This is a genomic window from Solwaraspora sp. WMMA2080, from assembly GCF_027497395.1.
Taxonomy (GTDB): domain Bacteria; phylum Actinomycetota; class Actinomycetes; order Mycobacteriales; family Micromonosporaceae; genus Micromonospora_E.
In genome coordinates this window covers 4,779,943-4,803,645 of sequence record NZ_CP114910.1, presented here as the reverse complement: position 1 = coordinate 4,803,645, position 23,703 = coordinate 4,779,943, and the positions used below count along the sequence as shown (strand labels likewise).

Sequence of the window (23,703 nt, the reverse complement as noted above, 5' to 3'; positions counted from 1 at the left end):
TGTCAGCAGATCCACCCTGGACCCGCAGCGCCAGCAGTGGAAGGATTCCCACCAACAGAACCCGTTCCGAAATTTCGATCTTGAATCGGGAAGGACCGGTAATTCGTGAGCAGCAACGGGGTTCCTCGCACTCTCAAGTTCCTCCGCACGCTCAACGGAGGCATGACCCAGGAGCAGTTGGCGCAACGGCTGAGCGTCTCCACCTCGCTTATCGCCAAGTTCGAGACGGCCCGGCAGATCCCCCTGCCGGACACCGCCGAGCAGATCGACGATGTCTTCGGCAGCGGCACCCTGGTGCAGGAGACCGCCGCAGACGCCCGCAACGCCGTGCCGCCGGACTGGTTTCAGCCGTGGCCGGAGTACGAGGCCCAGGCCGAGATGCTGCGCGGGTACGAGTCGACCTACGTCCCCGGGCTGTTGCAGACCGAGGCGTACGCCCGCGCGGTGCTCGCCGTCGGTCTGCACCCGCCGGAGGTGGCCGAGCAGCGCCTGGCCCACCGGCTGGCTCGCCAGGTGGCCGTCTTCGACCGCCGGACGCCGCCGGTCACCTCGTTCATCGTCGACGAGGCGGCGCTACGCCGGGGCGACCCGGTGATGATGAAGGAGCAGCTGCTGCACCTGGTCGACATGTCGCGGCGCGACCGGGTGCTGCTGCACGTGGTGCCGGTCGACGCCGGGCTCTACATCGGCCAGCTGGGCAATTTCGCGCTAGCCACGCTGCCGGGCGGGGCGACGGTGGCCTACGCGGAGAACCCGGTGGACGGCCGCACCTACGAGGAGCCGGCCAAGGTCGCCGCCTTCGTCAACGCCTGGGAGGCGATACGCTCGGTGGCATTACCCCAAGACATGTCCCGAGACCTGATCGCGAGGATGGCAGAGGAGCTATGACCGAGCCAGCGTGGCGCACCGCCAGCCGCAGCAACAGCAACGGCGGTAACTGCGTCGAGGTCGCCGACAACCTGCCGGGCCGGGTGCTGGTCCGCGACAGCAAGAACCGCACCGGCGGCACCCTCACCTTCACCCCCACCGCCTGGTCCACCTTCGTCGACCAGGCCGCCACCACCCGACCCTGACCAACCCGACACCGGCCTCCCTGGAGGAGGACGCAGAGCCGGCGCGCATCAGCGCTGACCTATCCGCCGGATGCATCCGCCACTCGACGTGCAGGGCGTCGGCCCTCAGCACGTCCGAGCGGCCGCACTCGCCGCCGAGATTCCGTACAACTTGGGACGGGCGGCCGGCCGAGCCTCCTGGCACGCATCAGCTGTTTCCGGATCGGGCGGGCACCAGCGCGCGCTCATGCCGAGAAGCGCGCACCTCGGTCCGTCGAGTCTCGGTCCGCCGTCGAGTGGAGGGCTCAGGCACGTTATTCGGGCGAGTAACGTGCCTGAGCCCTCCGCTCGAAGCAATGTCGCCGATCGCGGCGTCCGAATCTGAACCTGCCGCCACGGGCCGCCCCGGCGGTTGAAGGTGTCGGGGCGGTACAGCGAGATCCGCTCATGCCGCGAAGCCGCATCCTGCGCCGCATCTGGCCGCGAGGTGCTCCTGAGCATGAGGTGCTGCTTATGATCGATATCATGCGTGCGTGGCGAGGGTCCTGGTGACGGGTATGTCGGACCGTCGAGCCTCGTCTGCGACGCGGCGCCACGACCGAGCTCGATGGGCGTCGTGACGTGTCCGAGCTGGCCGACACCCTTGAGAAGCTTGTGAGGCAACGAACTGATCTGCCGCGATTGAGTCGTCGCGATGCGTGCGCCCTCGGTGGGGCATGCAGCAGGTCGAGCGCCGTCCGGTCGGTCGGAGGCGGGCGCTGCGTCGGCGATCAACCTGTCGCTTCGCTCATGCCGCCGATCAGGCGTCACTTTGCGTGTACATGGCCAAAGTGTCGAGTGCGTTCGGCTGTTACCGACGTCAGCACCTCGGCGCGATGACGACGGCACCGATCCAGGGCGCGTGCACGGGGTAGAGTTTCGCGTCGTGGTAGTAGGGCTCGATCAACATGCTGAGGATGGCCGCCGTCTTGGCCAGGAAGCGATGCGGCGGCTACGGCTCAGATCCGTCTGTGCGGTCGACCCCGGGCTGACCGACTCGGAACTCGACCGGATCGAGCAAGAATTCGGGTTCCGTTTCGCCGTTGACCATCGAGCCTTTCTGTCCGCAGGACTACCGGTGAACACCCGCCCCGAGCCGCGCGAGCCGGGCGTGATCTACACACACCCGAAGCCGTGGCCGAACTGGCGTAACGGGGACCGTGACAAGCTGCGCAGCCTGCTGTACTGGCCCTGCGAAGGGGTGCTGTTCGACGTCGAGAACAACGGCTTCTGGCACAGCAGCTGGGGTTCAAGGCCAAGCGGCACCGCATCGGCATTGGCGACAGCGACGCGCTCGCTGACGCAGGTTCCGAAGATGGTACCGGTGTATGGGCACCGGTATCTCCCTGGTGAGTCCGGGGCCTTCGGCCACCCGATGCTTTCGATGTGGCAGACCGACATCATCTACTACGGGTTGCATCTGGCAGACTACGTCGACTGGGAGTTCGGTAACGTTGGCGTAAGCGAAACTCCGTGGGAGCCGAAGGCAAGCGTCGAGTTCTGGCGCGATCTAGTCTGTTGAGCCGTAGACTTCCCGTCGTCTCGTTCGCCGGGGAATCCCCAAACCAGCGCAGGTGTGCGGCGAGCAAGGCGGCGGCGATTCCGCTGCGGAGGGCTGTCTCTACCGCCCATGACTGTATGCGCACATCTTCCGCGATCCGAGCGTCACGATGCGTCACAACGATCGGTGTGCTGTCGTGCCGATGAGCGGATGTTGAACCGCATCAAGTCCTCGTGGCCTGAGAGGTGAGCCAACCGTGCAACGTCGTGGCCAGTTGTACGGGCTGGTCAAGCTGGACCAGGTGACCCGCCCCATCGATCAGCTCGAGTTGAGCGCCCGGGATGAGTTCTGTCAGTAGGTGAGCACGGTCGACAGGGATCCACGTGTCGTTCTTGCCCCACACCACCAGAACGGGCAGGTCCAGACGCGGGTAGAGACCCTGAATCTCGTCCGTATAGGTCTGGTCCGCCTGGGCGATCTGTCGGTAGAACGCGGCTTGCCCGTCGGTGTCCAGCCAGGGAGAAACGAGGTCCTGCAACTGGCTAGGCCTCAGGCCCATGTGACTAGCTCCTGCGATGTAGGCCCGGAGCGCTCCTTCGTGGACGGCCTTCGGCAGCGCGCTGAAAGCTTCGGCGTTGTCGCGCACAAGCCGGAAGAAGTCCGACCCCCAGGGAGCCAGCGCCACCACGTCGACGAGCGCCAACGACGCGAACGAACAGCCATGCAAGAGAAGGGCCCTCAACGCGACGGCGCCGCCGTAGTCGTGAGCTACGACATGCGGGGACGGCAGCTCCCAATGCGAGACGAGGTCAGCCAGTAACTCACCCTGGACGTCCAGAGACACCCGGTGATCTGGGAACTTTGAGGACTGCCCGTAACCGGGCATATCCCACAGGTGAACCGTGAACTGGGCGCTCAGAGCCTCGGCGTAGGAGCCCCACAACTGCGAGGACCACGGCGTCCCATGGCAGAACACGACGTCGGGCCCAGAACCCGTCCGACACCATCGGACCTCACGTCCGCGCCACTCGAACTCTTCCGTCAGATGCACCCGGCCAACATTGCCAGACGATCGCCCTTCCCCTGAACATCCGCACATGCCGCGAGCCACGCGTCACGGAAAGCTGACCGGCTCGGGACGTACGCCGACTCCCGCGCCGAGCACCACGTCCTGCTCGACCAGGATTTCGACGGCGTACTCGCCGGGTGACACGGTCTGGGCGGACGCTTAGTGGGCGACTTCGCCGGCGGGGAAGCCCTCTGGCGGTTCGGCGGCCTCCAGTCGACCGCTGCCCCAGCCGTCGTTCCGGTCGGAAGTGCGGCGGCCTGGATGTCCCACCCGATCCAATCATGCCCCACCATTCGCCGCCGAGCCCGGCGTGCGTCGGGCTGTCACGCCCGGCACGTTGTCGAGTGGAGGGTCCGGGCACGTCATCCCCGATGAATTACGTGCCTGGACCCTCCACTCGATGCGTACCGACAGGCGCGGGGAGAGGCGATGCACACGCTGCCCCGTAGCGCCCGAACAACTCGGCCCCCTTCACCGCCACTGGGCTGCCGGCGTCGAGGCTCAGCAGACAAGTTGGACGGCGACCAGCTGGACATCGTCCCCACCGGTCAGAGTTTGCGGGCGACCAGCATGCCCAGCGGCGGCCGGTCCGGCGCTGGCGCAGTCTGCTCGACGGTCACCAGGACCTGGAAACCGGCTCCGGTCAGCAACCGCGCCACCTCAGCCGGCCGCTGCCGGTGGAAGCTCAGGTCAATCCGCTTACCCTCGAACTCCTCCCGGTGCCGAACGTGGTCGCCGATCTGGAAGGCCAACATCAGGTAGCCGCCCGGCACCAGCACCCGATGGAACTCGGCGAACGCCTGCGACCGCCGCTGCCACGGCAAATGGATGATCGAGAAGAAGGCGAGCAACCCGCCGAGCCCACCGTCGGGCAGATCCAGATCGAGCATCGAGCCGACCTCGAACCGCAGCCCCGGGTACGCCCGGCGGGCGTGGTCGATCATGCGTGGGGACAGGTCGACCCCGAACGCGTCCAGTCCGTGCCCGGCCAGCAGCACGGTGACCCGGCCCGGCCCGCAGCCGACATCGGCGACCGCGGTGTTGCCCGTCGAGCGCACCAGTTCGGCGAACATGCCGAGCATGGCCCGGTCCAGCGGCGACTCGTCCAGCTCGCTCTTCACCGCCTCGGCGTACTCGCCGACGATCGCGTCGTAGGAGTCCCGGGTGGTGGTCAGGAAGTCGGCGTCGGACACCCGCAGCACGGTACGCGACCAGAGCCCGCGCGGTGGCGACGACCTCTCGTCGCAGACGCGCCGCGTACCGCGATCGGTTGCCTGATTTCCCGTCGCATCGATGTGGTGAGGTGACCGGCATGGGTGTGCTGTACGACTACTTCCGGTCCGTCGACGACGACGCGGCCATCGCGCTGATGGGCGAGCTCGACGGCGGGCCGGTCGCCCGCGCTGCCGGCAGCGGCGACATCGACGGTGCCGGCGGCGTTGCCGTGGACGCCGTCGACCTCAAGTGGATCGACCCTCCGGTCGCTCTCGGTCAGCTCGTCAGCTTCGTCCGCGACGCGCCCTGGCGGGCCAGCCTGGTGCAGAGCCGACTGATCTGGAGCCCGGAGCGGCACGGCCCGTGGCTGTTCGGCCTCGACGACGCCACCCGGGACGCCCTCGCCTCGATCACCGGCGGTCAGCTGCCGGAGCTGTCGGCGCGCTGGGGTCGGATCGACGAGTTCATCCACTCCGGCCCCCTGCCCGAGGACGAGCTCGTCCCGGTGATCGAGGCGATCGCCGGTCTCGCCCGACGGACCCGCGACGCCGGTGACCACCTCTACTGCTGGTGCTGCCTGTGACGGGCCGCGGCTGACCGGTGCCGCCGGTTCTCATCCTTCTCCCATGATGGCGTGATCTGATCAGCGGACATGGGCAACACATCGGCGCGCATCCTGGTCGTCGACGACCAGCCGAACATCGTCGACATGCTGGTCACCGTGCTCACCTTCCACGGTTTCGCCGTCGACTCCGCGACCACGGTGGCGCAGGCGGAGCAGCTCGCCGAGTCGGGTCGACCGGACCTCGTCGTACTCGACGTGATGCTGCCCGACGGCGACGGCTTCGACCTGTGCCGGCGGCTACGGCAACGCGGCCACCGGTTCGGCATCGTCTTCCTGACCGCCCGCGACGCCCGCCGCGACCTGGTCTCCGGGCTAACCCTCGGCGGTGACGACTACCTGACCAAGCCGTTCGCGGTGGAGGAACTGCTGGCCCGGGTACGGGCGGTGCTGCGCCGGGTCGGCTCCGGTCCCGCCGGGCGCGACGGTCCCGCCGGCCGGGACGGCCCCGCCGGGCCGGGCGATCCGGCTGGTACGGCCGGCCGGGCCGGCTCCGTGCTGCGCTACGCCGACCTGGAGCTGGACGAGGACACCCTGCTGGTGTCCCGGGCCGGCGCACCGGTGCAGTTGTCGCCGACCGAGTTCAAACTGCTGCGCTACCTGATGCTCAACTCCGGTCGGGTACTATCCCGCAGTCAGATCCTGGAGGCGGTGTGGCGCTACGACTTCGGTGGTGAGTCGAATGTCGTCGACACCTACATCGGCTACCTGCGCCGCAAACTGGACCCGCTCGGTGAGCCGCTGATCGTCACCCACCGCGGCTTCGGCTACGCGCTGCGTACCGCCGTGCAGGGGTGAGCCGTGCTGCCGCGCAGCCGCACCCGGCGGGCACCGCGCAGCCGCACCCGGCGGGCACCGCGCAGCCGCACCCGGCGGGCACCGCGCAGCCGCACCCGGCGGGCACCGCGCTGGTCGCTGCGCGGGTCGCTGATCGCCGCCACCGTGGCGCTCACCTGCGCCGCGCTGCTGATCACCGGCGTGGTCAGCGCGGTCGCGATGCGCCAGCAGCTGATGAACCGCACCGACGAACAGCTCACCACTGCCGCCGCGCTGGTCGCCAGCGGCAGCCGGCAGATCGCCCGGGTCGGCGAACGGGACCTGCGGGACCATACGGTACGCGCGGTGATCGGCCCCACCGAGTTCCTGGTGGAGTTCCGCACCGCAGACGGCGAGCTGACCCGGTTCGCGTCGACCGCGCCGGTGCCGGCGACCCCGCTGCTGGACGCCGCACCGGCCCCGCCGCCCGGCGGGCGGTCCCCGCTGACCAGCATCACCACGCCGGAAGGGGGGTACCGGGTGGTGACCGTCGACGCCGGCCCCGGCGTGGTGCTGCTGGGGCTGCCGCTGGCCCCGGTCCGGGAGACCGTGGCGCGGCTGCTCGGCATCGAGGTGCTGGTGTCGGTGGCGGTCGCCGTACTGCTGGCGTTTCTGGCCCGGATGCTGATCGTGGCCCGGATGCGGCCGTTGGACGACATCGCGCGGACCGCCGACGCGATCGCCGGTGGGCAGTTGGACCGCCGGGTGCCGATAACCGACGACCCCCGACGGGTACGGCGTACCGAAGCGGGCCGGCTGACCCTGGCGGTCAACGGCATGCTGGACCGGATCCTCGCCGCGTTGGCCGTGCGGGAGCGATCCGAACAGCGGATGCGGTCGTTCGTCGCGGACGCGTCGCACGAGCTGCGCACCCCGCTGACCGTGATCCGCGGCTACACCCAGCTGCTGCGCGGCGGCATGGTCGACGAGCGGCGCCGGCCGGACGTGCTGCGCCGGCTCGACGACGAGGCCGCCCGGATGTCCAAGATGGTGTCCGATCTGCTGTTTCTGGCCCGGTTGGACGCCGAGCCGCAGTTGCAGGACGAGCCGGTCGACATCGCCGTGCTGGCCCGCGACGCGGTCGCCGACGCGCTCGCCGTCGAACCGCAACGGGTGATCGCGCTGGATTCGCCACCGCATCTGCTCGTCGCCGGCGATACTGACGCGCTGCGGCGGGTGCTGGCGAACCTGCTGGCCAACGTACGGGCGCACACGCCGGTCGAGGCGAACGCCGAGGTGTCGGTGCGCGCCGCCGCCGGCCGGGTGCGGGTGGCGGTGTCGGACACCGGGCCGGGGCTGACGCCGGAGGCCGCCGAACGGGTCTTCGACCGCTTCTACCGGGTAGGCGCGGCGGGCGGCGCCACCGAGGGCAGCGGGCTCGGGCTGGCGATCGTCGCCGACGCGGTACGGGCTCTCGGTGGCGAGGTCGGTGCCGACACCACTCCCGGCGGCGGGACCACCATCTGGTTCACCGTCCCCGCTGGACCGGCCGGTGCCGCTGGCGTCACTCGTAGTGGTAGCGGCATGAAATGACAGTGATTGCCCCCTGCTCGACCGCGTACACCAGACGGTGCTCATCGTCGATGCGCCGCGACCGCAGGCCGGCAAGGTTGTTCCGAAGAATCTCGGGCTTGCCGATGCCTGGCCCGTCAGGGTCCCGCTTGATGTCGGAAATCAGGGCGTTGATTCGCCTCAGCGTCTTGCGGTCCTGGGTCTGCCAGTACAGGTAGTCGGACCAGGCGTTGTCGGTCCAGGTGAGCTTCACTCGTCGAGACCCAGGTCACGCTCGACGGCGGTCCCGGCCCGCCACTGGTCGATGCTCTCCATCAGGTGATTCGCGTTGGCAGGCGTCCGGAGCAGGTAGTTCGTCTCCATGATCGAATCCCAGTCCTCCTTGCTCACCAGCACTGCGTTGCCCCGCTTGGAGACGATCTCGATCGGGGTGTGGTCCTCGTTGACCCGCTCGATGAGCGGGAACAGGGTCTTACGGGCCTCGCTCGCACTGATCGCCGCCGCCACGACTCCTCCTCAATCTTGTACCGGATACGGTACCACTTACCGGACTCCGCTGCCAGGATGCTCCCTCGCACCCCCGTAGCGGCTTGCGGTTGACGAGCAGCGCCGGGCGGGAGTGTCGCGGTGACGTCGGCGGGCGCAACGGGTACGGTCTCCGGCCGTGGCGACGAAACCGGCGAACCAGGCCGCCGCGCGGGCGGCGGCGCTTGAGGCCGACGCGGAGAAGTATCCGAACGAGCGGGCCGAGCTCCTGCTGGAAGCGGCCGAGGCGTGGCGGGTGGCCGGCCAACTCGACCGGGCACGCAAGCTGCTGGCCGAGCTGATCGCGGCGGGCGGCGAGGACGGCTGTTACGCGCGATGCGACCTGGCCGGCATCGAGTTCGAGGCCGGGGCGGACAGCGAGGCGTACGAGGAGCTGGCCCGGCTCGCCCGCGACCCCGACCTGGGTCAGGCGCAGTGCACCCTTGTCGCCGAGTTGCTGGCTAAACGCGGTGACCTGCCGGCGGCGCTGGTTTGGTACGACCGGGCCGTCGCTCGCCTGACGGCGGACGATCTCGAGGCGCTGCGCGGGCCGAACGGCTGGATGCAGATGTCGTCGGTGCTGGTTTGGGGCCGCCGCGAGGTCCGGCGCCGGCTCGGGTTGCCGGCCGACGCCACCGACGAGATAGCTCCGGCGGCACCGGCGCAGCGGATGGCCGAGCCGACCGGACTGCCGACGACCCTGGACGAGGCGCGTGAGCACTTCGAGTCGGGTCGGATACCTGACCAGTTGCGGCTGCTGGTGTTTCAGCGCGCCGAGCGGGCCGAGGCCCGCCGCCGGTGGCCCGACGCGTACGTCGACCCTGACGAGGTGTACTTCCCGGCGGCGGAGCGTCGCTGGCGCGGCCTGGCCGAAAGCGGGGTGCCGGCCATCCGCGTGGTGCCAGCCACGGTTGCCGGGTTGTCGGAGTTCGCCGAGCGGATCGGTGAGTCGCCGCTCGACTCAGCGGTGAAAACCCGGTACGCCAGGCTGGCCGCCGACCAGGACACGATCGTCTGGCCGCCGGCACGCAACGATCCGTGCTGGTGCGGGTCGGGCGCCAAGTACAAGAAGTGCTGCGGCCGAGCAGGCCTGGGCTAGTAACGCCGTACCCGACCCAGCGACCTAGCTGAGACCGGGGCAGGCTGTCGGTAGTCCGATCGTGCGGGCGATGTCCAGCATCCGCTTGTCGTAACTGATCAGGACCGTCAGGGCGTCGCCCAGCACCTGGGCGCTTGCGATGTGGATCGCGTCCAGGGACCGCGCACCTGATGGTATGAGCGCGGCGGCGTCCCGGACCTCGGCGGTCAGCAGGATCTCGGTGAAGTTGCGCAGCAGATCCGACATCATGTCGGGGTAGTCACCGATCGTGTCGAGGGTACGGACGGTCTCGACGAACCCGAGGGTCGACGTGGCCATCGGTGCCGCAGGTTGATCGGCAAGGTACTCGCGCAACTCGGGCGCGTACGACCGGCCAGAGACGAGGGTGACGAGAGCCGAGGAGTCAAGGTAGATCAACGGTCCTCGTCCTCACGGGCTTCGAGCAGCAGGTCCAGCGGTGACACGTCCTCTGGTACGTCGAAGTGCGGGATTTGGTCCAGGTCGCTCGTCGTGGTCGTGGCGAGTCTGATCAGGCCCTTCGCGACCAGCGGCGAGTAGCGGCTGAGGGCGGCCGAACCAGGTAGCAGCACGGCGATCACGGTGCCGTGCCGGGTGACCTCGAGCGTTTCGCCACGCTCGACCCTGGCGAACATGGCACTCGGGTTGTACGAGAATTCACGTACGGACACGGTGCTCAACCTGACCCCCTAACTGTGCCTACAACTCAACAATAGTACCTACAGCTTCAGCCGCCGCCCGGAACCACGGGACGAGCGGGTGCGGTTGCAGCGGTGCGGGCAGTTCTTAACGGGTTCTCATCGAACTCACGTCCGGCTTGCACCCCGGCCGGGTGTGATCGGGGCATGCGCATCTGGAGACCTCGCAACCGACGGGGATGGCTGCTGCTCACCGCGGCGCTGCTGATCCCCGGGAGTCTGGTCGTCGCGGACCGGATCGCCGCCGGGGTGGTCGGCGGCCGGCTCGCCGACGCCGTCGGCTGTGTCCTCGGGCTGGCCGAGCCGCCGCAGGTCGACGTAAACGGCTTCCCGTTCGTGACGCAGGCGTTGGCGGGCCGGTTCGCCGGTCTCACCGTCACCGCCGACCGCTTCGGCGAAAGCGACCTGCCGATCGCCGGGGTCACCGCCGAGGTGTCCGACGTCGAGATCGACGGCGACCTGGCGGCGGCCGGTGCCGGCTCCACCGGGTCGGGCCCCGTCGAGATCCGGATCGGTCGGCTGTACGCCGCGCTCACGGTCGACCTCACGCGACTGGACGCGCTGGCCGGCAACCGGTCCGACAGCGGGACCGAGGACCGGTCCGACGGCGAGGCCGCGGACTCCGGCGGCGGTCTGCTCTCCGGGGCCGACGTGCAGATTCGCGGCAGCGGCAACGGCCAGCTGATCGTCGACCTGATAGCGACGAGCTTCGGCCAGGCCGTGCCGGTGACCGTGTACGCCGTACCCGTGCTCGACGGCCGGATGTTGCGGATCGAGCCGGTGGAGGTCGAGGTATTCGGGCTGCGCCGCTCCGCCGACCAGCTGGCCGGTGCCGTCGGCGCCGGTGCCCTCGGCGAACGCCGGATCGAACGGGAACTGCCCGAGCTGCCGGCCGGGCTGGCGTACCAGGGGCTGACCGCGACCGCCGACGGGCTGCGCCTGGAGATCACCGGCGAGTCCGTCGCCGTCGGCGGCGACGAGCTGCGACCCGCCGGGCGGGCGACGCCGTCAGGGACCGACAAGTGCGGGGAGTCAGCGTGAACACGGTCCAGACCGGTGGCCGCCCTGATCGCCAATTTGGACCGTCGGGGACACCCAGACGGACACTTGGCGCGACGGGCTGCTACCGGCCAGCGAAGCGGGTCGACCACTCGACGCAGCAGCCGGGCTGCCGTTCAGCACCGGCGGTAACCCACCGTAGTATGCCGGGTGGACCAGATCACGGGGGGTGCGGTGGCTGGGCGGCTGGCAAACCGACTGGGAACGGCCCGCGAGGAGGCGTTCGTCGGCCGTACCGCCGAACTGGACGCCTTCCGGGCCGCGCTCGCCGGCACGCCCGACGGATGTCCGGTGTGGTTCGTGCACGGCCCCGGCGGCATCGGCAAGTCCATGTTGCTGCGTCGGTTCTCGGCCCTCGCCCGCGACGCCGGCCGGATCGTCGTCCAGGTCGACGGTGCCGGCATCGACCCGTCCCCGGCCGGATTCACCGCAGCAGCCTACGCCGCGCTCAGCGGTGCGCCGGCCGTCCTGCTCGTCGACACGTTCGAACGCTGCCAGGGCCTGGAAGGCTGGTTGCGGGACCGGTTCCTGCCGCGCATCCCGGACGGGGTCGTCGTGGTGGTCGCCAGCCGGCAGGCACCGGACTGCGAGTGGCAGGCCGACCTCGGCTGGTCCGGCGTACTGCGGGTCGAGAGCCTCAGCGGCCTGCCACCGGCCGCGGCGACCGAGCTGCTGGACCGGCGCGGCGTACCACGTGAACTCTGGGACGCGGTGCTGCGTTTCGCCGGCGGCCATCCGCTCGCGCTCAACCTCTCCGCCGCGGTCGCCGTCGGTGACCGCCGGGCCGCCGCCACCTGGACGCCGACCCCGGACGTCGTCGCGACCCTGCTGCACCATCTGGTCGGCGAGCTGCCGTCGGCGCGACACCGGCTCGCGCTGGAGACCTGCTCACACGCGCTGACCACCACCGAGGACCTGCTGCGTTCGGTGGTCGGCGAGGCGGCGGCGGAGCTGTTCGCCTGGCTGCGCCGGCTACCATTCGTCCAAAGTGACCGTGATGGGGTCGTCCCGCACGACGTGGTACGCAGTGTGCTGGACACGGATCTGCGCTGGCGGGACCCGCACGGCTACCAGGTGATGCACGCCCGGGTGGCGGCCCACCTGCTGCACCGGGCACGGGCCGCCAGCGGCGATGCCGTCCTACCGGCGGTCCGCTCGCTGTACCACATCCTGCAGGACACCGCCGTGATGGCGCCGTTCGCGCTGCGCCACGGCGGCGGCGCGGTCTACCCGGACCGGATGGCACCCGGCGACCACGCCACCCTGCGACGGATCGTGCGGGAATCCGGCGACGGCGCCGACGATCTGGTCGGCTTCTGGCTGGACCGCCAGCCGGAGGCGTTCGACGTGTACCGGCGCTCGCACGACGGGGCCATCGCCGGGTTCCAGGTGACGCTGCGGCTGACCGGTCCGGATCCGGACGAGGTCGCCGCCGACCCGGTGGTCGCGGCGGTGTGGCGGCATGCCGCAGCCGCGCAGCCACGGGCCGGCGAACACATCCTGCTCACCCGGTTCAGCTACCCGCTGGCGGCGCGGCGGCGCTCCGCGGTCCGGAATCTGATGCACGTCCGGACCCTTCAGTGGTGGATCCGCTCGGAGCGTCTCGCCTGGTCGTTCCTCACGCTGGCGGACGAGGCGGTCGGGGTGGCGGAGTTCATCGACCACCAGCCGGTCCGGCCCCGGCCGGTGGTGGACGGCCGAGCGTACGACCTGTACGCGCACGACTGGCGGGCGGTCCCGGTGGATGTGTGGGCGGCCCGGGTGACCGCGTGGCCGCTGACCGCCGCGCCGGTCCGGTCCTCGACGGCCGCGACCACCACTGTCGCGACCCCGGTCCATACGGTGCTGTCCCGGCCCGACTTCGACGCGGCGGTCCGGTCGGCGCTGCGACGGCTGCACGACGGGTCGGCGCTGCGGGCCAACCCGCTGACCGGCAGCCGGCTGGTGGTCGACCCCGGGGGTGGCTCCGACGCCGATCAGGCAAGCGTCCGGGACCCGGTGGACACGCTGCGGACGCTGTTGACCGACACGGCGGAGTCGCTGCGGCACGACCCCCGCGACGCCAAGCTGTACCGGGTGCTGTCCGCCACCTACCTCGCCGGGCCGACCACCCAGGAGGCGGCGGCGGACCGGCTCGGCCTGCCGGCCAGCACGTACAAGCGGCATCTGCGGGCCGCCATCGACCGGGTCTGTGAGCTGTTGTGGCGCCGGGAGTCGTAACCGGACCGTCGCTCAGCTACGGTCGGGCCCGTGCAGGTCCGCCGTGCAGTTCGCGGTGCCACAGGGCGTCGCTGATCCGGTCCAGTGCCCGGGTCAGGTGCCGCCGGTAGGTGCTGTACGGCAGACCGAGCCGGTCCGCTGCCGCCTCCTGCGTCGGGGTGCCGTGCACGAACGTGGTGACCAGCACCCGGTGTGACCGGACGTCGTCACGCAGGCCGTCGAGCGCGGCGCCGAGGACGCCCCGTAAAGCGTCGACCGGGTCGCCGTCCGGACGTTCGGCGACCAGCCGCGTACGGACCAGCGGGTTGGTGGCCAGTGCGTCGGGGCGGCGCCAGGCCCGCATCGCGGACCGGACCGCGGCGTCGAACTCGGGGCGGGACAGCACCAGCAGGTCGGCACCGGGCCGGGCGGGACGAGGCTGCAGCCCGTACAGCAGTTGCTGCTGGTTGTGATCGAGCCAGTGCATCAGCGGGGTGACCCGCCAGTCGTGGAAGAACAGGTGGTACGGGCGTCCGCCGACCTGCGGCACCGTCTCGACCGGATGGTCGTCGAAGTAGGCCAGGTTCGGCCCCCAGAACTCGGCGTCGTGCAGCACCAGATAGTGCAGGGCCAGACCCTTGTCATGCAGGTAGTGGGCCAGCATCCGCATCTGGATCATGTCGGTCACCGGCGACGGCCGCTGGTAGGGCGGGCGATGCACCATGAACCGGGCCAGGCCGATGTGTTCGCGGCCGCGCAGCGGGGCGCTGGCCCGGCAGTGCCGCCAGGCGGTGTCGACGACCGGATCGGTTTCCAGCTCGGCCGGCTGCGGGTCGTCCAGGTCCAGCCAGATCATGAAGCCCACCACCTCGCCGGTGGCAGAACTGCGGTAGACGTGGCAGCCCTCGGGCCGGCGGTCCAGCCAGAAGCCGACCAGCGCGGCGGACTCCGGGCCTTCGGCCTCACCTGCGAGGTCCAGCACCGTCGACCGGTCCGCCGGCTGGTACGGATCCTCGTAGGCCTCGCCCTCGCCGGCGAAGGTGAAGTAGCGGCGGATCTCCTGCGCGTGCCGTTGCAGGTACATCATCGCGCCGACCGCCGGCAGCACCGCCGGCCCGGTGGCGGCCAACGCCTGCTCGAGCAGGTAGGCGTGCAGCCGCCGGTGCATGGTCTCGTAGCCCTGCGGGTCGCGCCAGCGCAGGTCGTCGTTGAGCGCGTCGCGGACCACATCGTGCGGGCGCAGGCCGCGGGCGTCGGACTCGATGAACGGCAACTCACGCAGCCAGGCGAAGATCGGCCCGGGGTCGCAGTCCAGGGCCGCCCGCAGCAGTCCTTCAGTGGTCGTCTGGGCGTGCGCGCAGATCTCCAGCGCCTGCCGGTGCAGTGGCGACGGCGTCTCCCCGATCAGCTGGGTGAGCAGGGTCTCCACCACGTTCAGGCTGGGCCGCCAGGCGGCGGTGGCGGCGGCCTCGTGGGTGACCGCGACCTCGGCGGCGAGCCGCAGCGCCAGCGGGTGGCCGCCGGCGAACGACAACACCGAGGGGTGCAGATCCGGCGGTACGCCCCGGCGGTTGAGCAGCGCGACGGCGTGCTCCCGGGACAGGTTGCCCATCGGGATCACTTTCAGCAGGTCACGCCAGGCCGGATCGGCCCGCCACTGCGGCCCGGGGCCGCCCCGGCCGGCCAGCACCACCAGGACGGACTCCGGCAGTCGGGGCAGAAACCGGTCCCGCAGCCAGTCCTCCAGCCCCTGGCAGTGCTCGAATGAGTCGACCAGCAGCACCGCCGTCTCGTCGGCCAGCGCATCAGCGGCGGCGAGCTCGAACCGGGCCGGAGACGGACTGACCGCCCTTCCATCCACATGCACCACCCGTCGTCCGGCGGCGGCCGCCTCGTCCCCGAAGTACCGCAGCAGGGTGGACTTGCCGATGCCACCCGGCCCGTGCAGGTAGAGCACTCCGAGCGGCTCGGGGGCGCGCTCCAACGCCTGCCGCAGCAGGGCGAGCTCGGCGGCTCGGCCGACGAAGTGGCGCTCCCGGGTCTGCCGCAGCCGCCGGTCCAGACTGGTGGTCGCTTGCCCACATCCGGCCATCACAAATCGATATCTTAGTGAAGCCGGTACGCCAGCGGCCTCCCCGGCCCGGCTGCCGGGACGGCACCACCGGCCGCCCCGGGGCAGGATCGGCGGGTCACCGCGACTGCAGGGCGTCCAGCGCGACGGCCATGGCGATCACCAGCCGACGGTCCAGTTGCGGGTGATGGATGTCGACCTGGTAGTTGTCCCGCAGGCCCCACCTGCGCACCACGGAGAAGGCCGGCTGGCCGTCGATGGTGAAGTCGAAGTGGTACGGCAGCCAGGAAAGCAGGTCACTGAACCGGCGCAGCAGGGCGACCACCATGTTGCGTTCCGCGCCGGTCGCCACCCCGATGCCGGGCTGCTCCAGGTGCCAGGTGGAGCGCAGCAGCGACCGGGCGAAGTCCTTACGGAACAGTCCGATCGGGTGGCCGGCGGCATCCGTCACGTCGTAGGTCGCCCCGAGGTCGATCACCTGCCGGGCCTTGAACCCGAGTACGGGCCGCTGGCGCTGGTCGTCGGCGTAGAGGGTGACCTGTTCGCGGAAGGCCAGCCGCTTCTGCTGGGCGAAGGCGAGCAGCGGCCCGGGTGCGCCGTCCGGGCCGACGGCGCGGACCTCGTACTGGTTGACCATCAACCGGATGCGCTGTCGCACGTACAGCTGTCGGAGCGTCTGCAGTTGCTGCTGGTCCATCGGTCGGTGGCCTTCTTCCGTCGGGGTGGGCGGCCGTTCGCCACCGGCGCGGTGGGCGGCCGTTCGCCACCGGCGCGGTGGGCGGCCGTTCGCCAGCCGATCGAAAGTTTGCCATGGATAGCCGGTACGACACTCACCGGCATCACCGACCACATATCCTTCAGTAGCCTCCACGCTACGTTCCGTCCGCCCCTGCGGCAGGCCGACGACAAAGGATTCGGACGTATGTGGCCTATTCAGCAGAAAGCTTCCGCTGCCGCGCAACCATCCGACGGCTTCCCCGACGACGGCGAGGCGCTGCCCGAACTCGCCGACGCGGACTGGATGCACCACGCCCGCGGGTTCGCCGAGACCAGCTTCTGGACGGTCGCCCGCCGGCTGCCCGGAATCCTCGCCGAGGCGGTCAAGTTGGCCTGGTCGGTGAGCCCACGCGACACGGTCGCCGCGATCGGGCTGAACGTCGTGGCCGGGGTGATGACCACCTTCGGGCTGCTGGCCACCAGCAGCGTACTGCGGGAACTGTTCGCCTCCGGGCCGACGCCGGACCGGATCCGCGCGGCCGCCCCGGCGCTCGCCGTCGCCGCGCTCGCCGTGGCGGCCCGGGGCGGACTGACCATCGCCGCCGGCTGGGCCCAGGCCCGGCTGATGCCACAGGTCACCTACCGGGCCGAGCTACGGCTGTTCGAGGCCACCACGTCGGTGGAGCTGGCCGCGTTCGACGACGCCGGCTTCGCCGAGGAGATGGACCGGGCCCGCGACCGGGGCACCGTCGAAGCGGCGTCCATTGTCGATGACGCGGTGAACCTCACCACCGGGGTCGTCGGGGTGGCCGCCACCGCCGCAGCGGTCACCGTCATCGAGCCGCTGCTGCTGCCGTGTCTGCTGCTGGCGGCGGTACCGGCCGCCGTCACCGCCATTCGGATCGCCCGCCGCGAGTACCTCGCGTTGCTGGCCCGGATCACCCGGCGGCGGCGGATGTGGATGTTGGCCCACCTGATGGCCAACCGGCACACCGCTGCGGAAATCCGCACCTACCAGATGCGGGACTTCCTGCTCGGCGAGTATCACCGCACGATGACCACCGAGACCCGGGCCCAGCTGCGGTTGGTGCGGGCGCAGACCGGCACCCGGGTCGTCGGGGGTGCGTTCAGCGGTACCGCTGCCTTCGTCGTCTACGCCGTACTCGGCGGTCTGCTCCTAGTCGGCATGATCCCGCTGGCCGCCGCCGCCACCGCGATGATCGCGCTCCAGGCGGCCCGGGCCAACCTGAACACCGCCATCCACGCCACCAACGCGCTGTACGAGGACGCGCTGTACTACCGCGACTACCGCGACTTCCTGGCCCGCGCCGACCGGCAGGTGCCACCGGCCGGCGGCCGGCGGATCGGCGGGTACGACGAAATCGAGCTGGACGGCGTCAGCCTGAGCTACCCGGACACCGACCGGCCGGCGGTCGACGGAGTCAGCCTGACCCTGCGTCGGGGTGAGGTGGTCGCGCTGGTCGGCGAGAACGGCTCTGGAAAGTCGTCGCTGGCCAAGCTGATCGCCGGGCTGTACCGGCCGAGCAGCGGCACCATCCGCTGGGACGGCGTCGACATCGACGAGATCGACCCGCAGCGGCTCGCCGGCCAGGTCGCGGTGGTGAGCCAGGACTGGTGGCGGTTCCCGTTCACCGCCGGGCAGAACATCACCATCGGCCGGCCAGGCCACGACCAGGCTGAGCCCGGTCGTCCGGACCACCACCAGGCAGCGGGCGACCGGGTACGGCCGTCCATGGTAGACGCCGCGACGGCCGCCACCGCCCACGACATGATCGAGAGCCTGCCCCGGGGGTATCGGACGCTGCTCGACCGCAACTTCCGGGAGGGCCACGACCTGTCCGGTGGCCAGTGGCAGCGGCTGGTCGCCGCCCGCGGCATCTACCGCGACGCGCCGCTGCTGATCTGCGACGAACCGTCGGCGGCGCTGGACGCCCGCGCCGAACACGCTCTGTTCCAGCAGCTCCGCCGCCGGCCGGACCGGACCGTCGTACTGATCACTCACCGGCTGGCGAACGTCCGTCAGGCCGACCGGATCTACGTGCTGCGGTCGGGTCGGCTGGTCGAGGCCGGTACGCACGACGAGCTGCTCGCCGCCGACGGGCTGTACCGGGAACTGTTCGAGCTGCAGGCGAGCGGGTACGCCGACACGCCGGTCGGATAATCGACCGGTGACCGCCACCACCGGACCCACCGCCGCCCCGGCCACGCCCTCCGCAGCGCCCCCGACCACGCCGCCAGCCACGCCCCCGGCCGCGCACCCGGCCCGACACCCGGCAGCGGTGCTGGAGGCGGTCCTGGAACGGATCACCTATGCCAACGAGGAGACCGGCTACACCATCGCCCGGGTCGCCACCGACCGGTCCGGCACCGACCTGCTGACCGTGGTCGGCTCGCTGCTCGGCGTACAGCCGGGGGAGAGCATCCGGCTGGTCGGCCGGTGGGGGTCGCACCCGAAGTACGGCCGACAGTTCGAGGTCCACTCGTACACCACGGTGCTGCCGGCCACCGTGCAGGGCATCGAGCGGTACCTCGGATCCGGCCTGATCAAGGGGATCGGGCCGAAGATGGCCGGCCGGATCGTCGCCCACTTCGGCGCCGACACGCTACGAATCATCGAGGAAGAGGCTGGCCGGCTGGTCGAAGTGCCCGGTCTCGGGCCGAAACGGACCTCCCTGATCGCCAAGGCGTGGATCGAACAGCAGGCGATCAAGGAAGTGATGATCTTCCTGCAGGGGGTCGGGGTCACCACCTCGCTCGCCGTACGGATCTACAAGAAGTACGGCGACGGGTCGATCTCGGTCGTCCGCAACGAGCCGTACCGGCTGGCCGCCGACGTCTGGGGCATCGGGTTCAAGACCGCCGACACCATCGCCCAGGCAGTCGGCATCCCGCACGACAGCCCGGAACGGATCAAGGCCGGCATCCAGTACACCCTCTCCGAGGCCGCCGACCACGGCCACTGCTACCTGCCGGAGCCCAACCTGTGCACCGACGCCGCCGGCATCCTCGGCGTCGCCGTCGAACTGGTCCGCGACGCGCTCACCGCGCTGGTCACGGAGGAAGGCGTGGTACGCGAGGCGGTGCCGAACCCGACCAGCGAGGGCGGCATCATCCCGGCCGTCTACCTGGTGCCGTTCCACCGCGCCGAATGCTCACTGGCCGGCAGCCTGCTGCGGCTGCTGCACCACCGGGCCGACCGGTTGTCGGCGTTCGCCGACGTCGACTGGGGCCGGGCGCTGGCCTGGCTGCGCGCCGGCACCGGCGCCGACCTCGCCCCCGAGCAGGAGCAGGCGGTACGCCTGGCGCTGACCTCGAAGGTGGCGGTGCTCACCGGCGGGCCGGGCTGCGGCAAGTCGTTCACCGTCAAGTCGATCATCACGCTGGCCGCCGCCAAGGGTGCCAAGATCGTGCTGGCCGCGCCGACCGGCCGGGCGGCGAAACGGATGACCGAGCTCACCGGTCACCCGGCGGCAACCGTGCACCGGCTGCTGCAACTGCGGCCGGGCGGCGATCCGACGTACGACCGGGACAACCCGATCGACGCGGACCTGATCGTCGTCGACGAGGCCTCGATGCTCGACCTGATCCTGGCCAACAAGCTGGTCAAGGCGGTGGCACCCGGTGCCCACCTGCTGCTGGTCGGCGACGTCGACCAGTTGCCGTCGGTCGGTGCCGGCGAGGTGCTGCGCGACGTGCTCGCCGCCCCGGCCGTACCGCAGGTCCGGTTGACCCGGATCTTCCGGCAGGCCCAGGAGTCCGGGGTGGTGGTCAACGCGCACCGGATCAACGCCGGCGAGCAGCCGCGCACCGACGGCATGGCCGACTTCTTCCTGTTCGCGGCCGACGAGCCGGAGGCGGTCGCCGGCCTGGTGGTGGACATCGTCGCCCGGCGGATCCCGCGCAAGTTCCGGGTGCCGGCCCGCGACATCCAGGTGCTCGCCCCGATGCACCGGGGCCCGGCCGGCGCCGGCAACCTGAACACCGCCCTGCAGGAGGCGCTTGCCCCGCCGCGCGACGACCGGCCGGAGCGGCGGCACGGCGCCCGGGTGTTCCGGATCAACGACAAGGTCATCCAGATCCGCAACAACTACGACAAGGGCACCGCCGGAGTCTTCAACGGCACCATCGGAGTCGTCACCGCGGTCAGCACCGAGGACCGCAAGCTCACCGTCCGCACCGACGAGGACGAGGACATCGAGTACGAGTTCGACGAGCTGGACGAGCTGCAGCACGCGTACGCGATCACCGTGCACCGCTCACAGGGCAGCGAGTACCCGGCGGTGGTCATCCCGGTGACGATGAGTTCGTACACGCTGCTGCAGCGCAACCTGCTCTACACGGCGGTGACCCGGGCGAAGAAGCTCGTCGTGCTGGTCGGCTCGCGCAAGGCGATCGCGATCGCGGTCCGAACCGCCGGGGCAGGCCGCCGGCACACCGCACTCACCCACCGCCTGGCACCCGACTGACCCGGGTCCGGACCACCCGGGTCTTACGACCGGCCGGGTCTCTCGGCCGAACCCGGGTCTCACAGCCGGACCCGGATCTCACGGCCGCAGTTCGGCGACGACGACCCGCGCGGCCTGTGCGATCAGCGCGTTGTCGTACCCGGCATCCGGGCCTTCCCGGTCGGAAAGCACCGCCAGCACGATCGGTTGGCCGGCCGGCGGCCAGATCACGGCGATGTCGTTGCGCGTGCCGTATCCGGCGGCACCGGTCTTGTCTCCGACGCGCCAGCCATCCGGCACGCCGGCCCGGATCAGCTCGTCACCGGTTGTGTTCGCCACCAACAGGTCGACCAGCAGGTCCCGGTCGTCCGTGGCGAGCGCGTCGCCGACGGCGTACGCCCGCAGGCTTCCGGCCAGCGCCCGCGGGGTGCTGGTGTCCCGGGGGTCGCCCGGGGTGTAGTCGTTCAGCTCGGTCTCCCAGCGGTCCGGATCGGTCACGTCGTCGCCGATCTCCCGCAGCCGCTTCTCGAAGCCGTCTGGGCCACCGAGCTGCTCCAGCAACAGATTGCCGGCGGTGTTGTCGCTGTACCGGATCGCCGCGTCGGCGATGTCGCGCAGCGGCATGCCGGTGTCGACGTGCTGTTCCGTGATCGGTGAATAGGTGACCAGGTCGTCGGCGGTGTAACGGATCACCTGATCGAGCTCGGCGCCGGTGGTCTGGTCGAACACTGCGGCTGCGGCGAGTGGCTTGAAGGTCGAGGCGTACGCGAACCGCTCGTCTGCCCGGTGTTCGACAGTCTGGCCCGTGCCGGTGTCGACGGCGTAGACGCCGAGCCGGGCGTCGAAGCTTTCCTCCAGGCGTCGGAGCTCGACCAGGTGTGCGCCGGTGGTCGCCGTCGTGGTCGGCTGCCCGACAGCGCTCGGGGCGGCGTCGGGCGACCCCGAGGTCGCACAGCCCGCCAGCGGTACGAGCGCCACCACCGCGACGGCGATACGGACACAGGTACGCAAGGTCATGCGAAGCATCCTTTCCAGGTGCACTTGGGATGTCAGTCAGCCTGGCAGAGGAGTCGGATGCGGTAAAAGACGACGGTGCGCGTTCTGATGCTGATTCGGCATAGAACCGGGCATAGAATCAGCTGCCGTGGACGTGGTGGCCGCCTGCCGGGCTTTCGTTGCGGTCAGCGCCCACGGCAGCTTCACCATCGGCGCTGCGGCGGCCCGCATCCCGCAGTCCGTGGCCAGCCGGCGGATCGCCACCCTCGAACAGCACCTCGGTGCCCGGCTGTTCGACCGCTCGTCACGCGCCGTCACCCTGACCGCCTTCGGGCGGGACGTGCTGCCCTCGGCCCGGCGCTTGGTCGACTTCGCGGACACCCTGGAACACAACGCCGAGCAGGCCCGACTGCGCCCGCTCCGGCTGGCCGTTCCGGCGATCTGCCCGCCCCGGCGGCTGGCCCGGTTGGTCACCGAAGCCCGGACCGACGGCCTGCAACTGGATCTGGTCCCCGCCGATCCGGCGGAGCGCGCCGACCTGGTCCACGGCTTGGAGGTACGCGCGGCGCTGCTCGCCGTGGCACCCGACGGCAGCCGGTGGCAGGTACCGCTGGGGCTTGCCGGCTCGTCCGACGGCTCCACCGGCGACGCCGCCGACCCGATCTTCCTCGCCGCGCTGCGCCCTGGTCGGTTTCGGCGTGACCGGGCCGGCAACCGGATCTGGATTCAGCCTGAAGACGACGTCCCGCATGTACGGGATCGGATGGTCCGCCTCGCCCAGTCCGTTGGTCTGGCACCCGCGCAGGTCAGGATCGCCACCGGACTCGTCGCCGCGCTCGCCGACGTGTACGGCGGCGACAGCGGCGACTTGTTGCTCTGCTCGGCCAGTCAGGCCCGGGATCTCGGGCTGCGCTGGCACCCGATCGGCGAGCAGGTGTTCGCCCGAGGCTACGACATCGCGGCCGGGTTGGCCGAGGACGCCCGGCGGTTGCACGACCTACCGGACGCCGTAGTGCGGACCTGCCTCGGTGCCCCGCCCGACGAGCAACGGTGAGGAAGGTATGGGCGTCGCCAAGGTGCTGCGGCTGGCACGAGCCACCCTCGACGAGGCGGGACTCCGTGGCTCCGTCCTGGTCCGAGATCTGCGTACCGGCGACGAACTTGGCATCGACCCCGACCTGGAGTTCCCGGCGGCATCGCTGGTCAAGGTCCCACTGGCGGTAGTCACGTTGGACCGGATCCACCGGGGGGAACTCGATCCGGCGGCGCTGACCCTGGTGCGCCCGAACCGGGTCGCTGTGCCCGGCCCGACCGGGTTGAGCAAGTTCCGCCACCCGGCCACGGTGGCCCTCGAGGACCTGCTCTATCTCAGTACGGCGATCAGCGACGGTGCCGCCGCCGACGCGTTGTTCGACCTCACGCCGCCAGCGGAGGTCACCATCGGGCTGCGCCGGCTCGGGTTGTCCGGAATTATCGTCCGGCACCCGATCAGTGACCTGACCGACACCCCTGCCGAACGGTTCGCCCCGCAGGAGAGTCACCTGGCGCAGTCGTTGGCCATCGGCGCGGCAACCGCCGGTCACGGCCACCCGGTCGCCCAACTCGACGTCAGCCGGGCCAGTACCGGATCGGCCCGCGCCTTCGTCGACCTCCTGCACGAACTCTGGCTGCCGGCCACGATGAACCAACAGGTTGCCGGCCGGGTCCGCGAACTGATGGGTGACAACGTGCTGCGACAGCGACTCGCGCCCGACTTCAGCTCCGATGCTGCCCGCTGGTCGTCGAAGACCGGCACCCTGCTCAACCTGCGGCACGAGATCGGCGTCGTGGAACACGCCAACGGCCAGATCTACGCGGTCGCCGCGCTGACCGAATCCCGGGTGCCGGCGATGGTGCAGCCGGCGGCCGAGGCCTCGATGGCGTACGTCGCCCGCAGTCTGCACGACGAGCTTCGGCTGGTGGGCGGCTGACCCGACCGACATCCCAAGATCAGGTGAGCGCTATGGACCTCTCAACAGCGGGGTGAGGT

23 protein-coding genes are annotated in these 23,703 nt (G+C 70.6%); 13 read left to right on the top strand and 10 right to left on the bottom strand.

The window, feature by feature from the left end:
- Positions 1-105 precede the first annotated feature (105 nt).
- The 3 genes from O7543_RS21840 to O7543_RS21830 all read left to right on the top strand — a co-directional run bounded on the left by O7543_RS21840 (position 106) and on the right by O7543_RS21830 (position 2,613).
- On the top strand, positions 106-888 hold the full coding sequence (locus O7543_RS21840) for a helix-turn-helix transcriptional regulator (RefSeq protein WP_281552131.1): 783 nt from the start codon (positions 106-108) through the stop codon (positions 886-888).
- Positions 885-1,073, top strand: coding sequence for a DUF397 domain-containing protein (locus O7543_RS21835; RefSeq protein WP_281552132.1), 189 nt, complete (start codon positions 885-887; stop codon positions 1,071-1,073). Before O7543_RS21840 ends, O7543_RS21835 begins: the two co-directional genes overlap by 4 nt.
- A 961-nt stretch (positions 1,074-2,034) precedes the next feature.
- The gene (locus O7543_RS21830) at positions 2,035-2,613 is read left to right on the top strand and encodes a hypothetical protein (protein WP_281555751.1); all 579 of its coding nucleotides are present in this window, start codon (positions 2,035-2,037) and stop codon (positions 2,611-2,613) included.
- A 202-nt stretch (positions 2,614-2,815) separates the two neighbouring features.
- Here O7543_RS21830 and O7543_RS21825 read toward each other — a convergent pair whose 3' ends face one another.
- The gene (locus O7543_RS21825) at positions 2,816-3,568 is read right to left on the bottom strand and encodes an alpha/beta hydrolase (RefSeq protein WP_281555752.1); all 753 of its coding nucleotides are present in this window, start codon (positions 3,566-3,568) and stop codon (positions 2,816-2,818) included.
- Positions 3,569-4,209: 641 nt separating this feature from the next.
- Positions 4,210-4,854, bottom strand: coding sequence for a class I SAM-dependent methyltransferase (locus O7543_RS21820; RefSeq protein WP_281552133.1), 645 nt, complete (start codon positions 4,852-4,854; stop codon positions 4,210-4,212).
- 119 nt (positions 4,855-4,973) lie between these two features.
- Between O7543_RS21820 and O7543_RS21815 the strand changes: the two genes are divergently transcribed.
- Entirely contained in the window at positions 4,974-5,459 is a 486-nt protein-coding gene (locus tag O7543_RS21815) for a hypothetical protein (RefSeq protein ID WP_281552134.1), read from the top strand.
- Positions 5,460-5,528: 69 nt separating this feature from the next.
- Positions 5,529-6,296, top strand: coding sequence for a response regulator transcription factor (locus O7543_RS21810; protein ID WP_281552135.1), 768 nt, complete (start codon positions 5,529-5,531; stop codon positions 6,294-6,296).
- Here the strand turns inward: O7543_RS21810 and O7543_RS21805 are convergent.
- Positions 6,266-6,451, bottom strand: coding sequence for a hypothetical protein (locus tag O7543_RS21805; protein WP_281552136.1), 186 nt, complete (start codon positions 6,449-6,451; stop codon positions 6,266-6,268). The genes O7543_RS21810 and O7543_RS21805 overlap by 31 nt on opposite strands.
- Between O7543_RS21805 and O7543_RS21800 the strand changes: the two genes are divergently transcribed.
- Positions 6,441-7,847, top strand: a complete 1,407-nt coding sequence (locus tag O7543_RS21800) for a HAMP domain-containing sensor histidine kinase (protein ID WP_281552137.1) — start codon at positions 6,441-6,443, stop codon at positions 7,845-7,847. The two genes, O7543_RS21805 and O7543_RS21800, sit on opposite strands and share 11 nt — an antisense overlap.
- Here O7543_RS21800 and O7543_RS21795 read toward each other — a convergent pair.
- Both O7543_RS21795 and O7543_RS21790 read right to left on the bottom strand, forming a co-directional pair.
- Positions 7,819-8,079, bottom strand: a complete 261-nt coding sequence (locus tag O7543_RS21795; protein ID WP_281552138.1) for a Txe/YoeB family addiction module toxin — start codon at positions 8,077-8,079, stop codon at positions 7,819-7,821. The genes O7543_RS21800 and O7543_RS21795 overlap by 29 nt on opposite strands.
- The gene (locus tag O7543_RS21790; RefSeq protein ID WP_278173223.1) at positions 8,076-8,333 is read right to left on the bottom strand and encodes a type II toxin-antitoxin system prevent-host-death family antitoxin; all 258 of its coding nucleotides are present in this window, start codon (positions 8,331-8,333) and stop codon (positions 8,076-8,078) included. The genes O7543_RS21795 and O7543_RS21790 overlap by 4 nt, the downstream gene beginning before the upstream one ends.
- A gap of 157 nt (positions 8,334-8,490) precedes the next feature.
- Here O7543_RS21790 and O7543_RS21785 point away from each other — a divergent pair, with 157 nt between their 5' ends.
- Positions 8,491-9,450: an SEC-C metal-binding domain-containing protein gene (locus O7543_RS21785; RefSeq protein WP_281552139.1), complete on the top strand. Its 960-nt coding sequence runs from the start codon at positions 8,491-8,493 to the stop codon at positions 9,448-9,450.
- Between the two features lie 24 nt (positions 9,451-9,474).
- On the opposite strand, the gene O7543_RS21780 is transcribed toward O7543_RS21785, so the two are convergent.
- The gene (locus O7543_RS21780) at positions 9,475-9,867 is read right to left on the bottom strand and encodes a type II toxin-antitoxin system VapC family toxin (protein WP_281552140.1); all 393 of its coding nucleotides are present in this window, start codon (positions 9,865-9,867) and stop codon (positions 9,475-9,477) included.
- The gene (locus O7543_RS21775) at positions 9,864-10,139 is read right to left on the bottom strand and encodes a hypothetical protein (protein ID WP_281552141.1); all 276 of its coding nucleotides are present in this window, start codon (positions 10,137-10,139) and stop codon (positions 9,864-9,866) included. Before O7543_RS21775 ends, O7543_RS21780 begins: the two co-directional genes overlap by 4 nt.
- A gap of 174 nt (positions 10,140-10,313) precedes the next feature.
- On the opposite strand from O7543_RS21775, the gene O7543_RS21770 reads away from it, so the two are divergent.
- Positions 10,314-11,207 (top strand): DUF2993 domain-containing protein, encoded by an 894-nt coding sequence (locus O7543_RS21770; protein ID WP_281552142.1) that lies wholly within the window; start codon positions 10,314-10,316, stop codon positions 11,205-11,207.
- A 168-nt stretch (positions 11,208-11,375) separates the two neighbouring features.
- Complete coding sequence (locus O7543_RS21765) at positions 11,376-13,445, top strand: AAA family ATPase (RefSeq protein ID WP_281552143.1); 2,070 nt, start codon at positions 11,376-11,378, stop codon at positions 13,443-13,445.
- 16 nt (positions 13,446-13,461) lie between these two features.
- On the opposite strand, the gene O7543_RS21760 is transcribed toward O7543_RS21765, so the two are convergent.
- The gene (locus O7543_RS21760; RefSeq protein ID WP_281552144.1) at positions 13,462-15,516 is read right to left on the bottom strand and encodes an AAA family ATPase; all 2,055 of its coding nucleotides are present in this window, start codon (positions 15,514-15,516) and stop codon (positions 13,462-13,464) included.
- A 97-nt stretch (positions 15,517-15,613) separates the two neighbouring features.
- The gene (locus tag O7543_RS21755) at positions 15,614-16,192 is read right to left on the bottom strand and encodes a hypothetical protein (protein ID WP_281552145.1); all 579 of its coding nucleotides are present in this window, start codon (positions 16,190-16,192) and stop codon (positions 15,614-15,616) included.
- 225 nt (positions 16,193-16,417) lie between these two features.
- On the opposite strand from O7543_RS21755, the gene O7543_RS21750 reads away from it, so the two are divergent.
- Both O7543_RS21750 and O7543_RS21745 read left to right on the top strand, forming a co-directional pair.
- A complete protein-coding gene (locus O7543_RS21750; RefSeq protein WP_281552146.1) occupies positions 16,418-18,394 on the top strand; it encodes an ABC transporter ATP-binding protein in 1,977 nt (658 codons plus the stop codon).
- A 118-nt stretch (positions 18,395-18,512) separates the two neighbouring features.
- The gene (locus O7543_RS21745; protein ID WP_281555753.1) at positions 18,513-20,699 is read left to right on the top strand and encodes an ATP-dependent RecD-like DNA helicase; all 2,187 of its coding nucleotides are present in this window, start codon (positions 18,513-18,515) and stop codon (positions 20,697-20,699) included.
- Positions 20,700-20,777: 78 nt separating this feature from the next.
- Here the strand turns inward: O7543_RS21745 and bla are convergent, their stop codons facing one another.
- Entirely contained in the window at positions 20,778-21,695 is a 918-nt protein-coding gene (bla, locus tag O7543_RS21740) for a class A beta-lactamase (RefSeq protein WP_281552147.1), read from the bottom strand.
- A gap of 127 nt (positions 21,696-21,822) precedes the next feature.
- Between bla and O7543_RS21735 the strand changes: the two genes are divergently transcribed.
- Together O7543_RS21735 and O7543_RS21730 are read left to right on the top strand one after the other, a co-directional pair.
- Positions 21,823-22,728, top strand: coding sequence for a LysR family transcriptional regulator (locus O7543_RS21735; protein WP_281552148.1), 906 nt, complete (start codon positions 21,823-21,825; stop codon positions 22,726-22,728).
- Between the two features lie 7 nt (positions 22,729-22,735).
- Entirely contained in the window at positions 22,736-23,644 is a 909-nt protein-coding gene (locus tag O7543_RS21730; RefSeq protein WP_281552149.1) for a serine hydrolase, read from the top strand.
- Positions 23,645-23,703: the final 59 nt, after the last annotated feature.

Excerpts from the sequence above, each read along its gene's own strand:
- O7543_RS21835 (WP_281552132.1), top strand. The coding sequence starts at position 885 with ATGACCGAGCCAGCGTGGCGCACCGCCAGCCGCAGCAACAGCAACGGC.
- O7543_RS21830 (WP_281555751.1), top strand. The coding sequence starts at position 2,035 with ATGCGGCGGCTACGGCTCAGATCCGTCTGTGCGGTCGACCCCGGGCTG.
- O7543_RS21815 (WP_281552134.1), top strand. The coding sequence starts at position 4,974 with ATGGGTGTGCTGTACGACTACTTCCGGTCCGTCGACGACGACGCGGCC.
- O7543_RS21810 (WP_281552135.1), top strand. The coding sequence starts at position 5,529 with ATGGGCAACACATCGGCGCGCATCCTGGTCGTCGACGACCAGCCGAAC.
- O7543_RS21770 (WP_281552142.1), top strand. The coding sequence starts at position 10,314 with ATGCGCATCTGGAGACCTCGCAACCGACGGGGATGGCTGCTGCTCACC.
- O7543_RS21760 (WP_281552144.1), bottom strand. The coding sequence starts at position 15,516 with ATGGCCGGATGTGGGCAAGCGACCACCAGTCTGGACCGGCGGCTGCGG.
- O7543_RS21755 (WP_281552145.1), bottom strand. The coding sequence starts at position 16,192 with ATGGACCAGCAGCAACTGCAGACGCTCCGACAGCTGTACGTGCGACAG.
- O7543_RS21750 (WP_281552146.1), top strand. The coding sequence starts at position 16,418 with ATGTGGCCTATTCAGCAGAAAGCTTCCGCTGCCGCGCAACCATCCGAC.
- bla (WP_281552147.1), bottom strand. The coding sequence starts at position 21,695 with ATGACCTTGCGTACCTGTGTCCGTATCGCCGTCGCGGTGGTGGCGCTC.
- O7543_RS21730 (WP_281552149.1), top strand. The coding sequence starts at position 22,736 with ATGGGCGTCGCCAAGGTGCTGCGGCTGGCACGAGCCACCCTCGACGAG.